Origin of the sequence: Enterobacter cloacae complex sp. 302F9 (assembly GCF_050030335.1) — a bacterium.
Taxonomy (GTDB): domain Bacteria; phylum Pseudomonadota; class Gammaproteobacteria; order Enterobacterales; family Enterobacteriaceae; genus Enterobacter; species Enterobacter hormaechei_C.
On sequence record NZ_JBLGUC010000001.1, the window covers coordinates 1,007,994 to 1,021,426 of the forward strand.

10 protein-coding genes are annotated in these 13,433 nt (G+C 57.8%); 8 read left to right on the forward strand and 2 right to left on the reverse strand.

Going from position 1 to position 13,433, the window contains the following annotated elements:
• Nucleotides 1–62 precede the first annotated feature (62 nt).
• From proY to ACQG0T_RS04775, 4 genes are all read left to right on the forward strand, one after another.
• Nucleotides 63–1,436: a proline-specific permease ProY gene (proY, locus tag ACQG0T_RS04760; protein WP_017383160.1), complete on the forward strand. Its 1,374-nt coding sequence runs from the start codon at nucleotides 63–65 to the stop codon at nucleotides 1,434–1,436.
• 163 nt (nucleotides 1,437–1,599) lie between these two features.
• A complete protein-coding gene (malZ, locus tag ACQG0T_RS04765; RefSeq protein ID WP_271040576.1) occupies nucleotides 1,600–3,417 on the forward strand; it encodes a maltodextrin glucosidase in 1,818 nt (605 codons plus the stop codon).
• A gap of 91 nt (nucleotides 3,418–3,508) precedes the next feature.
• Nucleotides 3,509–6,118 carry a DUF2339 domain-containing protein gene (locus ACQG0T_RS04770; protein WP_058686216.1) on the forward strand — a complete coding sequence of 870 codons (2,610 nt, stop codon included), beginning with the start codon at nucleotides 3,509–3,511 and terminating at the stop codon, nucleotides 6,116–6,118.
• Nucleotides 6,115–7,494 carry a DUF3999 domain-containing protein gene (locus tag ACQG0T_RS04775; RefSeq protein ID WP_033486692.1) on the forward strand — a complete coding sequence of 460 codons (1,380 nt, stop codon included), beginning with the start codon at nucleotides 6,115–6,117 and terminating at the stop codon, nucleotides 7,492–7,494. Before ACQG0T_RS04770 ends, ACQG0T_RS04775 begins: the two co-directional genes overlap by 4 nt.
• A gap of 49 nt (nucleotides 7,495–7,543) precedes the next feature.
• Here the strand turns inward: ACQG0T_RS04775 and ACQG0T_RS04780 are convergent, their stop codons facing one another.
• The gene (locus ACQG0T_RS04780; RefSeq protein ID WP_003859113.1) at nucleotides 7,544–8,146 is read right to left on the reverse strand and encodes a peroxiredoxin C; all 603 of its coding nucleotides are present in this window, start codon (nucleotides 8,144–8,146) and stop codon (nucleotides 7,544–7,546) included.
• Nucleotides 8,147–8,273: 127 nt separating this feature from the next.
• Nucleotides 8,274–8,855, reverse strand: a complete 582-nt coding sequence (gene acpH, locus ACQG0T_RS04785; protein WP_015571305.1) for an ACP phosphodiesterase — start codon at nucleotides 8,853–8,855, stop codon at nucleotides 8,274–8,276.
• A gap of 92 nt (nucleotides 8,856–8,947) precedes the next feature.
• Between acpH and queA the strand changes: the two genes are divergently transcribed.
• From queA to secD, 4 genes are read left to right on the forward strand one after another with little or no spacing between them, the layout of a single operon-like run.
• On the forward strand, nucleotides 8,948–10,018 hold the full coding sequence (gene queA, locus ACQG0T_RS04790; protein ID WP_017694427.1) for a tRNA preQ1(34) S-adenosylmethionine ribosyltransferase-isomerase QueA: 1,071 nt from the start codon (nucleotides 8,948–8,950) through the stop codon (nucleotides 10,016–10,018).
• Nucleotides 10,019–10,071: 53 nt separating this feature from the next.
• Nucleotides 10,072–11,199 carry a tRNA guanosine(34) transglycosylase Tgt gene (tgt, locus tag ACQG0T_RS04795; RefSeq protein WP_015571303.1) on the forward strand — a complete coding sequence of 376 codons (1,128 nt, stop codon included), beginning with the start codon at nucleotides 10,072–10,074 and terminating at the stop codon, nucleotides 11,197–11,199.
• Nucleotides 11,200–11,221: 22 nt separating this feature from the next.
• The gene (yajC, locus tag ACQG0T_RS04800; RefSeq protein WP_003859109.1) at nucleotides 11,222–11,554 is read left to right on the forward strand and encodes a preprotein translocase subunit YajC; all 333 of its coding nucleotides are present in this window, start codon (nucleotides 11,222–11,224) and stop codon (nucleotides 11,552–11,554) included.
• Between the two features lie 27 nt (nucleotides 11,555–11,581).
• Nucleotides 11,582–13,429 carry a protein translocase subunit SecD gene (gene secD, locus ACQG0T_RS04805; RefSeq protein ID WP_017383164.1) on the forward strand — a complete coding sequence of 616 codons (1,848 nt, stop codon included), beginning with the start codon at nucleotides 11,582–11,584 and terminating at the stop codon, nucleotides 13,427–13,429.
• The last annotated feature ends 4 nt before the right edge of the window (nucleotides 13,430–13,433 follow it).

Sequence of the window (13,433 nt, forward strand, 5' to 3'; positions counted from 1 at the left end):
TAACCACGGGGCTTAAGGCCCCGTGGTTTTTTGTTTTTTTCGTGTTGAATGGCAAGATTTTAATGGAAAGCACTAACAAACTTAAACGTGGATTGAGCACCCGCCACATCCGCTTTATGGCGCTGGGCTCGGCTATCGGCACCGGTCTTTTTTATGGCTCGGCAGATGCCATCAAAATGGCCGGTCCAAGCGTTCTGCTGGCCTACATCATCGGCGGCGTGGCGGCCTATATCATCATGCGTGCGCTGGGGGAGATGTCGGTTCACAACCCCTCTGCCAGTTCCTTCTCCCGCTACGCACAAGAAAACTTAGGCCCGCTGGCCGGGTTTATCACCGGCTGGACCTACTGCTTCGAAATCCTGATTGTCGCCATTGCCGATGTGACGGCGTTTGGCATCTATATGGGGGTCTGGTTCCCCGCCGTGCCGCACTGGATCTGGGTACTGAGCGTGGTGCTGATCATCTGCGCCGTTAACCTGATGAGCGTGAAGGTGTTTGGCGAGCTGGAGTTCTGGTTCTCCTTCTTCAAGGTCGCGACCATTATCATCATGATCCTCGCCGGTTTCGGCATCATCATCTGGGGTATCGGCAACGGTGGGCAGCCAACCGGCATCCATAACCTGTGGAGCAACGGCGGCTTCTTCAGCAACGGCTGGCTCGGGATGGTCATGTCGCTCCAGATGGTCATGTTCGCCTATGGCGGTATTGAGATTATCGGCATCACCGCCGGGGAAGCGAAAGATCCGGAGAAGTCCATTCCGCGCGCCATCAACTCGGTGCCGATGCGTATCCTGGTGTTCTACGTGGGCACGTTGTTTGTGATTATGTCCATCTACCCGTGGAACCAGGTGGGCACCAACGGCAGCCCGTTTGTCCTGACTTTCCAGCATATGGGCATTGCGTTTGCCGCCAGCATTCTCAACTTTGTGGTACTGACCGCCTCGCTGTCGGCCATCAACAGTGACGTGTTCGGCGTGGGTCGTATGCTGCACGGCATGGCGGAGCAGGGCAGTGCGCCGAAGGTGTTTGCCAAAACGTCGCGTCGCGGCACCCCGTGGGTAACGGTGCTGGTCATGACCGTGGCGCTGCTGTTCTCGGTTTACCTGAATTACATCATGCCGGAGAACGTCTTCCTGGTGATTGCGTCACTGGCGACCTTTGCGACGGTGTGGGTGTGGATCATGATCCTGCTGTCGCAGATTGCGTTCCGTCGCCGCCTGTCGCCAGAAGAGGCCAAAGCGCTGAAGTTTAAAGTGCCGGGCGGCGTGCCAACGACCATTGTCGGTCTCATCTTCCTGGTCTTCATCATTGGCCTGATTGGTTATCACCCGGATACCCGTATTTCCCTGTACGTGGGCTTCGCGTGGATCGTCCTGCTGCTGGTGGGCTGGATGTTTAAATGTCGCCGCGATCGTCAGCTGGCGGAAGCACAGTAAGGTAAAAATGCCGGGTGGCGCTGCGCTTACCCGGCCTACACTCCCTTTTGCCCTGGAAAAAATCTCCTCCTCCGTTCTCCTCCCCCAATAATCCCGAACACGATGAGCTATCTTTAATCACCCTGTGGCAAGGTGACGTCAATTTCATCAAAGGGGATTCGTGATGTTAAACGCCTGGCACCTTCCGGTTGCCCCATTTGTTAAGCAAAACAAAGACAACCTTGTGATTACGCTCTGGCTGGCAGGGGACAATCAGCCTGAACGTGTGACCCTGCGCGCCGAAGTGGATAACGAAGAAACGTCGCTGAAAATGCACAAAGTGCGCAGCCAGCCGCAGCCGGGCGTCACGGCGTGGCGGGCAAATATCGATTTGCTCAGCGGGCAGCCGCGTCGCCGCTACGGCTTCAAGCTGCTGTGGAACAACCGGCAGCTGTGGTTTACCCCGCAGGGCTTCAGCCGTTTTCCTCCGGCCCGGCTGGAGCAGTTTGCCGTGGATCACCCGGATAACGGCCCGCAGTGGGTTAACGATCAGGTCTTTTACCAGATTTTCCCGGACCGCTTTGCGCGCAGCGAAAAGCGCAACGCCGATCAGGACAAGGTTTATTACCATCATGCGGTCGGTCACGACATCATTCTGAAAAAATGGGACGAGCCGCTGACCGCCCAGGCGGGGGGATCGACCTTTTACGGCGGCGATCTCGACGGTATCAGCGAAAAACTGCCGTACCTGAAAAAGCTCGGCGTCACGGCGCTGTACCTGAACCCGGTGTTTAAAGCGCCAAGCGTGCACAAATACGATACGCAGGATTATCGCCACGTTGACGAGCAGTTTGGCGGTGACGAGGCGCTGCTGCGGCTGCGGCACAACACGCAAAAAGAGGGTATGCGCCTGATCCTTGATGGCGTGTTCAATCACAGCGGTGATTCTCACGCGTGGTTTGACCGTCACAATCAGTCGATGGGCGGCGCATGCCATAATCCGGACTCACCGCAGCGTGACTGGTACAGTTTTGACGAGAATGGCCGCGCCCTGGACTGGCTGGGCTATCCGAGTCTGCCGAAGCTCGATTTCCAGTCGCCATCGCTGGTGAATGAGATCTACGGCGGCGACGACAGCATCGTGCGCCACTGGCTGAAAGCGCCGTGGAACATGGACGGCTGGCGTCTGGACGTGGTGCATATGCTGGGTGAAGCAGGCGGGGCGCGGAATAACCTTCAGCATGTCGCCGCCATTACCCGGTCGGCAAAAGCGGCCCGGTCGGAAGCATTCGTCTTCGGGGAGCACTTTGGCGACGCGCGTCAGTGGTTGCAGGCTGATGCAGAAGACGCGGCGATGAACTATCGCGGCTTCACCTTCCCGCTGTGGGGTTTCCTCGCTAACACCGATATCTCTTACGATCCGCAGCATATCGACGCCGAAACCTGCATGGCGTGGATGGAAAACTATCGCGCTGGCCTGTCGCATCAGCAGCAGCTGCGGATGTTTAACCAGCTCGACAGCCATGATACCGCGCGCTTTAAATCATTGCTGGGTAAAGATGTGGCGCGTCTGCCGCTGGCGGTGACCTGGCTCTTTACCTGGCCGGGCGTACCCTGCATCTACTATGGCGATGAAGTGGGGCTGGAGGGGAATAACGATCCGTTCTGCCGTAAAACCTTCCCGTGGGAGAGTGAAAAACAGGATCAGGATCTGTTCAGCCTGTACCAGCGTATGGCGACGCTGCGCAGGCAGAGTCAGGCCCTGCGCTACGGGGGCTGTCAGGTGATGTACGCCCACGATAACGTAGTGGTGTTTGTCCGCGTCTATAACAAGCAGCGCGTGCTGGTGGCGATCAACCGGGGCGAGGCGTGTGAAGTGGTGCTGGAAGATTCACCGCTGCTGGCCGGTAAAACGTGGAAGATCAAAGAGGGTAAACCGACGTTCCAGGAGAGCGTGCTCACGCTGCCCGCGATTTCCGCTGGGGTCTGGTTCGGCAGCTAAGCGCAGGCAGAATGGTTTTCACCTTTTAAGATGGCGCAAATGCAACGATTTGTGTCAATCTTAGCGGATCGTTTACGGTGAAGGTGGAAACATGGACGAGCTTTACATCCTTGGCTGTTTGTTCCTGGTTTTTGCGCTGGTCGTGGCACCCGTGCTCGCGGTGATAGGTTTTAACCGAAGCACGGCGGCGCGGCAGGAGATTGCCCGGCTTCGCCAGCGCATTGAGGCGCTTGAGCAGCGCGGTGTCGCTGAGAAACTGCCGGAGCCGGTGCAGGCCGCCGCGCCGGTGGAGACGCCAGCGTCGGTGGCAGAAGCCGTTACCGCACCTGTCGATCCCTGGCGTCCCGAACCGCCCGTCACTGAAGCAGAACCAGCGCTTGTACCGGCGGCAAAACGGCCTTCCGCCTTTGGCGGCATCCTGTCCTCGCTGACGCGCTGGTTTATGCAGGGCAATCCGCTGGCAAAACTGGGGATTGTACTGCTCTTCCTCGGCCTCTCTTTCCTGCTGCGCTATACCGTTGAACATTCACTGTTTCCGCTTGAGCTGCGTCTTGCCGCCACGGCGCTGTTTGCCATGGTTCTGCTGGCCGTTGGATGGCGGCTGCGGCACAGGCAGCGGATCTACGCGCTGATCCTCCAGGGCGGGGCGACCGGCGTGCTTTATCTGACCGTCTTTGGCGCATTCCGGCTGTGGCAAATGCTGCCAATGACGCTGGCGTTTGCGCTGCTGGTGGTGATTTGCGCGGCGAGCGTCGGGCTGGCCGTGCTGCAAAAGGCACTGAGCCTTGCCATGCTGGCGAGCCTCGGCGGATACCTTGCGCCGCTGCTGTTGTCTACCGGAGGCGGCAGCGTTGTGGCGCTGTTCTCCTTCTATCTCATGCTTTCCATCGGCATTCTCGCCATCAGCATCTGGCAGCACTGGCGCGAGCTCAACCTGCTCGGGCTGCTCTTCACGTTTGGCGTTGGCGGGGTATGGGGGCTGAGCGACTACCAGCCGGAAGACTATGCTATCTGTCAGCTGTTCCTGATTGCCAATACGCTTATTTTTGGCGTGTTTAGCGTGGCGCTGTCGCTGCGGGCGCAGGAAAAAGGCAAACAGATTATTGACGGCGCACTGCTGTTTGCTCCGCCGCTGATTGGTTTTGGGATGCAGTATGGCATGACGTCTCACTGGACGTACGGCCCGGCGCTCAGCGCGCTGGGCTATGGGGCGTTTTATCTCTCACTGGCGTTTCTCGCACTGCGACGCTATCCGTCTGTCGGGCGGCCACTGATTATGGCGGCGCTGGCGATCGGCGGCGGGTTTGCCACGCTTGCCATTCCGCTGGCGCTTTCAGCGCGCTGGACGGCGATGGCCTGGGCGCTGGAAGGGTTGGGTATTCTCTGGCTGGGCGTGCAACAGCAGCAGCGGCGCATGAGCTATAGCGGGACGGCGCTGCTGGTGCTGGCGCTCGGCAGCGCGATATGGGCGCAAATGGACGGCGTCACCTCGTTGAGCCTGCTGCTTATTTTCGCAGTGCTCAGTCTTTGCTGGCTGGCTGCGGCCTGGCTGTGGCAGAAAATCGCACAGCCGGGCAGTTGGGCATTGCTGGCCGGTGGGCTGCTGTTCTGGTTAGTGGCGCTGCTGGGCGCGTCGCAGCTGTTCCTGAAGCAGGAGTTATCGGTTCTGGAAGGCGTAATGGCGCTGACGGCGGCGTCGGCCTGGGGATGGCGGCAGGCTGCCGCTCGTCTGGCGTGGCGGGAGCTGGATGCCAGCAAATGGCTGCTGTGGCCGGTGATGCTGCTGATGGTGCTGTATCAGATCTGGCAACAGCAAATCCTGGCGGCCGGCTGGGCAAATCTGGCCTGGGCTATTGCGCTGCCTGCCGCCCTGATGCTGCTGCGGCGCGACGAAGATAAACTTCTGCCGCGCATCTCAATGGGGCTGCATCTGTCGCTGGTGTGGATGATTTTACTCGCCATAGCCGCCGAGCTTTACTGGTTTGCCCGCTCCCTGCCGTGGGGCATGGCGGCCTGGGGAAGCGGCATTGCGATGGCTGTTGGCGGTGGGGTGATTATGGCGCTCTCCGCGGCCGTACGGCGTCGCGGGTGGCCGTTCCGGGTATGGCCTGCGCTCTACGCCTGCCTTGCCGCGATCCCTGTGGTTGTGGCGCTGGTGGTATTGCTGGTCGTGACCAATTTGCAGGACGGTGTGGTCTATCAACAGACATGGCTGCCGCTGGTGAACCCGCTTGAGGAAGGGGCGGCGTTCGCGCTGCTGGGGCTGGTGGTGTTTTATCGGGAAGTGGATCGCTACTATCCGGCATCGCTTGCGCAGTCCCGTCCGTGGCCCGCCGTTGTGCTGATGGCCCTGGGTTTCTGGTGGCTTAACGGCGCATTGCTGCGCGCGCTGGCGTGGTACGGCGAGGTGGCCTGGAATTGGGAGTCGTTGTGGCATTCGCGGCTTATCCAGACCACTTTTGCCCTGTTCTGGATGTTGTGCGCGCTGGTGGTCATGATCCGCGCCACCCGTCACGCCTCCCGTCAGCAGTGGCTTGGCGGTGCGGCGCTACTGGGGGTGGTCATGCTCAAACTGATGCTGGTGGACAGCGCGGGCGGTGGCGGCCTGGCGCGCGCCGTCGCGTTTATTGGCGTGGCGATCCTGGTCCTGATTGTGGGCTATTTCTCGCCGCTACCGCCTAAAGCAGGAGAAGAAAAATGAAATGGATGAACGCGGTTGTTTGTGCGGCATTGCTGGCCGTGGCCGGTCCGGCATTCAGCGAGGGCGCGCCAGCGGAATCCCCGCGGGATTATGCCTATGGCCTGTCCCTTGATACCTCTGCCTCTTCGCCGTGGTATCGGGTCATGCTGCCGCTGGCGGTTTATCAGCAGAGCACATCGCCCGATCTGCGCGACGTGCGCGTGTTTAATCAGTCGGGCGAGCCGGTACCGTTCAGCCTGGTTACCACGACGCGTCCGCAGCCGGCACCGACCACCACGGCGCTGCGCCTCTTTGCGCTTAACGCCTCGCCGGGCGGAGAAGAGGACAGCGGCGATAAAATTATGCTACGGGCCAGAAACGGCGTGGAAATTGTGCTGGAAGGGCAACACGCGGCGGCTGCCGGACAGCACTATCTGCTGACCCTGCCGGAAAACGCGACGGAGGTTCCGCTCTCTCAGCTCCAGCTTTTCTGGGACACGCCGCAGGGCTCGTGGCAGGGGACGGCATCGGTCTATTACAGCGAGGATCTGAAAAACTGGTATACCCTGCGCGAAGAGATGCCCCTGCTGGACGTGATGAGTGGACAGGATCGCCTGAAGCTCGACCGCATCGATACCGATCTGGTGTTATCGCCTGAGGCGAATCGTTATCTGCTGCTGGTGCTGAACACGGGGCGTTCTGCCCTGACGTTAACCGGCGTCAACGCGATTAACGCGACTGAACAGCCGGAATCTGAGCACATTAGCCTGGCGGGAGAGGGGGAGCGGTTATCCGAAAGCGAAGCCGTGTGGCGCTGGAAACATCCGCAGCCTCTGAGTGCGATCGGCTTCATGCTGAATGGCGACGGTGTTCTCCCGGCAGAAATAGCCTGGCGGGAGGCGGATAAGGATCGGTGGCATACGCTGAAAAAAGAGGTGATCTACCAGCTCGGCGGCAAAACGTCTGAACCTGTTCCGCTCCCTGGCGGGCTGGTCGAGGCGGTAAAAATCAAGACCCTCAATGCGCGTTTGCCTGAGAACCTGCCTGGCGTGACCGGGCAACGCGTGCGCTACGATCTGGTGTTTAACGCGCAGGGGAAGGGGCCGTACCTGCTCGCGTGGGGGAACGGGGCTGCGAAACCGGCGAGCGTGGAGACGGATATGCTGATCCCGACCGAACTGCGTAAAACCTACGATCTGGCAGCCCTGCCGATGGCGGATACGCTGGAACCTGTCCCGCTGGGTGGCGAGGCGCGTTTAACCGCGACGTCTGCGGCTGAGCAGGAAAGCAGAATGAAAACGCTGATGGTCTGGGGCGTACTGATTGCGGGGGTGATGGTGCTTGCGGGTATGGCATGGCGCATCTGGCGCGAGGTAAAAAAAGACGGCGCAGCATAAGCCATAAAAAAACCCGCGTATTCGCGGGTTTTTTGGTAAACCGTGCCGATTACAGGCTGGATACGTTCTCAGACAGGTATTTAGCTACGCCGTCTGGGGAAGCCGCCATACCTTCTTTACCTTTTTCCCACTGAGCCGGGCACACTTCACCGTGCTCTTCGTGGAACTGGAGCGCGTCAACCATGCGCAGCATTTCGTCGATGTTACGACCCAGCGGCAGATCGTTCACAACCTGGTGACGAACGATGCCGTTCGCGTCGATCAGGAAAGAACCACGCAGTGCAACGCCAGCGTCCGGATGTTCGATACCGTAAGCCTGCTGGATTTCGCGTTTGATGTCCGCAACCATCGCGTATTTCACTGCACCGATGCCGCCGTTTTCGACAGGGGTGTTACGCCATGCGTTGTGTACAAATTCAGAGTCGAAGGAGACGCCAACCACTTCCACGCCACGCTTCTGGAATTCTTCGTAACGTTTGTCGAACGCGATCAGCTCAGACGGGCAAACGAAAGTGAAGTCCATTGGCCAGAAGAACAGAACGGTCGCTTTACCGTTGGTGTGCTGTTTGAAGTTGAAGTTTTCAACGATTTCACCATTGCCCAGAACGGCGGCAGCTGTAAAATCCGGAGCCGGACGAGTTACCAGAACCATATGATTCTCCTGTAGATACTAAGGTTATTTGGAACGCAACGCGGGCCAGTATAGAGGCAGTACGGGAATAAGACAAAGAGGTGGTAACAATCGTTCCACCAGCTTTTACCTATCAATCGAACCGACTTCACAGTTCTTTATTTTTCGCCTGCGTCATCATACGCGGGTAGAACTGCCAGAAGCGGGTTTCCAGCGCATCATAATGTTCATCCAGGTCATGCCATGAGTCGCGCAGCGCGTCCAGACGCGGTCGACGGCTCGCCATGCCGTTCAGGACGTTCTGAATGAAATCCATCTCGCGGTATCGCTCCAGCCAGCGTTCAGACCAGAGATAGTTATTCAGATTCACAAAGCGCGGCGGGGAGTCCGGCAAAATGATCGACACCTGCGCGTGGGCGTAGCGCACAAACTCAGGCAGCGACATATCAGGCGACAGCCGGGACCAGTGGCGCGACAGGAAATGATCCCACATGACGTCGAGCGTGATCGGCGCCACGCGTCGGGTTTCGGGGCGGAACCAGGCTTTGGCTTCCGTCACTTCCGGCAGGTTATCGGTCAGCACGTCGATGCGGCGGTGCATAAAAATCCCGTCGACAACCTCAGGGGAGTACGCTTCCGCGGGGTTGCCGCGTACAAAATCGGCCAGCAAATTGCCGGAGAGGGAGCTGTCCGCGAGATGAGCGAGATGCAGGTGAGCGAGAAAATTCATGCGTTTTCGTTGTCCGGTGGCGGCTAGTTGTTGCAGCAAAAGGGTGTGAGCACTAGACTATGCCGCCTGTTTTTAAGTCACGAGTATACGTCATGCGCGTCGCCGATTTCTCCTTTGAACTACCTGAATCCCTGATTGCTCACTATCCCATGCCTGAGCGTAGCAGCTGTCGCTTGCTGTCACTGGACGGGCCAACGGGCGCGCTGACGCACGGTACTTTCACCGATCTTCTCGACAAGCTCAACCCTGGCGATCTGCTGGTCTTTAACAATACCCGCGTGATCCCGGCGCGTCTGTTTGGCCGTAAAGCCAGCGGCGGCAAGATCGAGGTGCTGGTCGAACGTATGCTCGATGATAAACGTATTCTGGCACATATTCGCGCCTCTAAAGCGCCGAAGCCGGGCGCTGAACTGCTGCTGGGGGATGACGAGAGCATCAAAGCGACCATGACCGCGCGTCACGACGCGCTATTTGAAGTGGAATTCAACGACGAGCGCACGGTGCTCGATATCCTCAACGCCATCGGCCACATGCCGCTGCCGCCGTATATTGAGCGCCCGGACGAAGAGGCCGACCGCGAGCTGTATCAGACCGTCTACAGCCAGAAGCCTGGCGCGGTGGCGGCGCCAACGGCGGGCCTGCACTTTGATGAGCCGCTGCTGGAGAAACTGCGCGCGAAGGGCGTAGAGATGGCGTTCGTGACGCTGCACGTTGGTGCAGGCACCTTCCAGCCGGTGCGCGTGGACAGCATCGAAGACCACATCATGCACTCTGAGTATGCCGAAGTGCCACAGGAGGTTGTGGATGCGGTGCTGGCGGCGAAAGCGCGCGGTAATCGCGTCGTGGCCGTCGGTACAACGTCGGTACGTTCCCTTGAGAGCGCTGCGCAGGCCGCGAAAAGCGAGCTGATTGAGCCGTTCTTTGGCGATACGCAGATCTTTATCTACCCGGGCTATCAGTACAAAGTCATTGATGCGCTGGTGACCAACTTCCATCTGCCTGAATCGACGTTGATTATGCTGGTTTCCGCGTTTGCGGGGTATCAGCATACGATGAACGCCTACAAGTCTGCGGTAGAACAAAAATATCGCTTTTTTAGCTACGGTGACGCGATGTTTATCACGTACAATCCGCAGGCTTTGAATGAGCGTGTCGGGGAATAAGTCCGCGGCACCGTATTACAACGTTGGACTGTTTTTCTGACGTCGGAGAAAAAATGAAATTTGAACTCGATACCACCGATGGCCGCGCGCGTCGCGGTCGTCTGGTGTTTGATCGCGGCGTGGTAGAAACCCCCGCGTTTATGCCTGTGGGCACGTACGGCACCGTAAAAGGAATGACGCCGGAAGAAGTTGAAGCCACTGGCGCACAGATTATCCTCGGCAACACCTTCCACCTGTGGCTGCGTCCGGGCCAGGAGATTATGAAGCTCCACGGCGACCTGCACGATTTCATGCAGTGGAAAGGCCCGATCCTCACCGACTCCGGCGGTTTCCAGGTCTTCAGCCTGGGCGATATCCGTAAGATCACTGAGCAGGGCGTACACTTCCGTAACCCGATCAACGGCGATCCAATCTTCCTCGATCCGGAAAAGTCTATGGAGATTCAGTACGATCTCGGCTCCGATATCGTAATGATCTTCGACGAATGTACGCCATACCCGGCGGACTGGGACTACGCCAAGCGTTCCATGGAGATGTCCCTGCGTTGGGCGAAGCGTAGCCGCGACCGTTTTGACGCCCTGCAAAACAAAAATGCGCTGTTCGGCATTATTCAGGGCAGCGTTTACGAAGATTTACGCGATATCTCGGTTAAAGGTCTGGTAGAGATAGGCTTTGATGGCTACGCTGTCGGCGGTTTGGCTGTGGGTGAGCCGAAGGAAGACATGCACCGCATTCTGGAGCATGTCTGCCCGCAAATCCCGGCGGATAAACCACGATACCTGATGGGTGTGGGTAAACCAGAAGATCTGGTGGAAGGCGTACGTCGCGGCATTGATATGTTCGACTGCGTTATGCCAACCCGAAACGCGCGTAACGGTCATCTGTTCGTTACCGATGGCGTGGTGAAAATCCGTAACGCGAAGCATAAGAGTGACACCAGCCCGCTCGATTCCGAGTGCGATTGCTATACCTGTCGCAATTATTCTCGCGCGTATCTGCATCATCTCGATCGTTGCAACGAGATTTTGGGGGCGCGTCTCAATACCATTCATAATCTTCGTTATTATCAGCGCTTAATGGCTGGTTTACGTAAGGCTATCGAAGAGGGTAAATTAGAGAGCTTCGTGACCGATTTCTACCAACGTCAGGGGCGGGATGTTCCACCGTTGAACGTTGATTAATTTTAATAATGAGGGAATTTGAATGAGCTTTTTTATTTCTGATGCGGTAGCAGCAACGGGTGCACCAGCGCAGGGCAGCCCGATGTCTCTGATTCTGATGCTGGTTGTGTTCGGTCTGATCTTCTACTTCATGATCCTGCGTCCACAGCAGAAGCGTACTAAAGAGCACAAAAACCTGATGAACTCCATCGCGAAGGGCGATGAAGTCCTGACCAATGGTGGCCTGGTGGGTCGCGTAACCAAAGTAGCGGAAAACGGCTACATTGCTATCGCCCTCAACGACACCACTGAAGTGGTTATCAAACGTGACTTCGTAGCTGCCGTTCTGCCGAAAGGCACCATGAAGGCGCTGTAATCCCAACTTTTCCCAAAGGGAACTGCCGTGTTAAACCGTTATCCTTTGTGGAAGTACATCATGCTGGTCGTCGTGATTATCGTCGGCCTGCTGTACGCGCTTCCCAACCTGTATGGTGAGGATCCGGCCGTTCAAATCACTGGCGCGCGCGGTGTCGCCGCCAGTGAGCAAACGCTGATCCAGGTCCAGAAAACGTTACAAGAAGAAAAAATTACCGCTAAGTCTGTGGCACTGGAAGAGGGCGCAATTCTTGCTCGCTTCGACACCACCGACACGCAGCTCCGCGCACGTGAAGCGCTGATGGGCGTGCTGGGTGATAAATATGTCGTGGCGCTTAACCTTGCTCCTGCAACCCCACGCTGGCTGGCTGCGCTGAACGCAGAGCCAATGAAACTGGGTCTTGACCTGCGTGGCGGCGTTCACTTCCTGATGGAAGTGGATATGGATACCGCGCTCGGCAAGCTACAGGAACAGAATATCGACAGCCTGCGCAGCGATCTGCGCGATAAGGGCATTCCGTACACCACCGTACGTAAAGAAGATAACTACGGCCTGAGCATCACGTTCCGCGACAGCGCGGCACGCGATCAGGCTGTGACGTATCTGTCTCAGCGTCACCGCGATCTGGTGATCACCTCTCAGGGCAGCAACCAGCTGCGTGCGGTAATGACCGACGCGCGTCTGAGTGAAGCACGTGAATACGCCGTTCAGCAGAACATTAACATTCTGCGTAACCGTGTAAACCAGCTGGGCGTGGCTGAGCCACTGGTACAGCGTCAGGGTGCTGACCGTATCGTGGTCGAACTGCCGGGTATCCAGGATACCGCCCGTGCGAAAGAGATTCTGGGCGCGACGGCGACCCTGGAGTTCCGTCTGGTTAACTCCAATGTCGACCAGGCTGCTGCGGCTTCAGGCCGTGTGCCGGGCGATTCTGAAGTGAAACAGACCCGCGAAGGCCAGCCTGTTGTGCTGTACAAACGCGTGATCCTGACCGGTGACCATATCACCGACTCCACTTCAAGCCAGGATGAGTACAACCAGCCGCAGGTTAACATCTCGCTGGATAGCGCAGGCGGCAACATCATGTCTAACTTCACCAAGGACAACATCGGCAAGCCGATGGCGACCCTGTTCGTGGAGTACAAAGACAGCGGTAAGAAAGACGCCAATGGCCGTGCCGTGCTGGTGAAAGAGGAAGAGGTGATTAACATCGCCAACATCCAGTCTCGTCTGGGTAACAGCTTCCGTATTACCGGTATCAGCAACCCGAACGAAGCGCGTCAGCTCTCTCTGCTGCTGCGTGCCGGTGCGCTGATTGCGCCAATTCAGATTGTTGAAGAACGTACCATCGGTCCAACCCTGGGTATGCAGAACATCAAACAGGGTCTGGAAGCGTGTCTGGCCGGTCTGGCGGTGTCCATCATCTTCATGATCTTCTTCTATAAGAAGTTCGGCCTGATTGCGACCTCCGCGCTGATTGCCAACCTGGTGCTAATCATCGGTATCATGTCCCTGCTGCCGGGGGCGACGCTGACCATGCCGGGGATTGCGGGTATCGTTCTAACCCTTGCGGTGGCGGTCGACGCCAACGTATTGATAAACGAACGTATCAAAGAAGAGCTGAGCAACGGTCGTTCTGTACAGCAGGCGATTGAAGAAGGCTACAAAGGGGCGTTCAGCTCCATCTTCGATGCGAACGTAACAACACTGATTAAGGTTCTTATCCTGTATGCAGTGGGTACTGGCGCGATCAAAGGCTTTGCGATTACTACCGGTATCGGTGTCGCAACGTCGATGTTTACCGCTATTGTCGGCACCCGTGCCATCGTGAACCTGCTGTACGGCGGCAAGCGCGTCAAAAAGCTGTCTATCTGAGGAG

Excerpts from the sequence above, each read along its gene's own strand:
- proY (WP_017383160.1), top strand. The coding sequence starts at position 63 with ATGGAAAGCACTAACAAACTTAAACGTGGATTGAGCACCCGCCACATC.
- malZ (WP_271040576.1), top strand. The coding sequence starts at position 1,600 with ATGTTAAACGCCTGGCACCTTCCGGTTGCCCCATTTGTTAAGCAAAAC.
- ACQG0T_RS04770 (WP_058686216.1), top strand. The coding sequence starts at position 3,509 with ATGGACGAGCTTTACATCCTTGGCTGTTTGTTCCTGGTTTTTGCGCTG.
- ACQG0T_RS04775 (WP_033486692.1), top strand. The coding sequence starts at position 6,115 with ATGAAATGGATGAACGCGGTTGTTTGTGCGGCATTGCTGGCCGTGGCC.
- ACQG0T_RS04780 (WP_003859113.1), bottom strand. The coding sequence starts at position 8,146 with ATGGTTCTGGTAACTCGTCCGGCTCCGGATTTTACAGCTGCCGCCGTT.
- acpH (WP_015571305.1), bottom strand. The coding sequence starts at position 8,855 with ATGAATTTTCTCGCTCACCTGCATCTCGCTCATCTCGCGGACAGCTCC.
- queA (WP_017694427.1), top strand. The coding sequence starts at position 8,948 with ATGCGCGTCGCCGATTTCTCCTTTGAACTACCTGAATCCCTGATTGCT.
- tgt (WP_015571303.1), top strand. The coding sequence starts at position 10,072 with ATGAAATTTGAACTCGATACCACCGATGGCCGCGCGCGTCGCGGTCGT.
- yajC (WP_003859109.1), top strand. The coding sequence starts at position 11,222 with ATGAGCTTTTTTATTTCTGATGCGGTAGCAGCAACGGGTGCACCAGCG.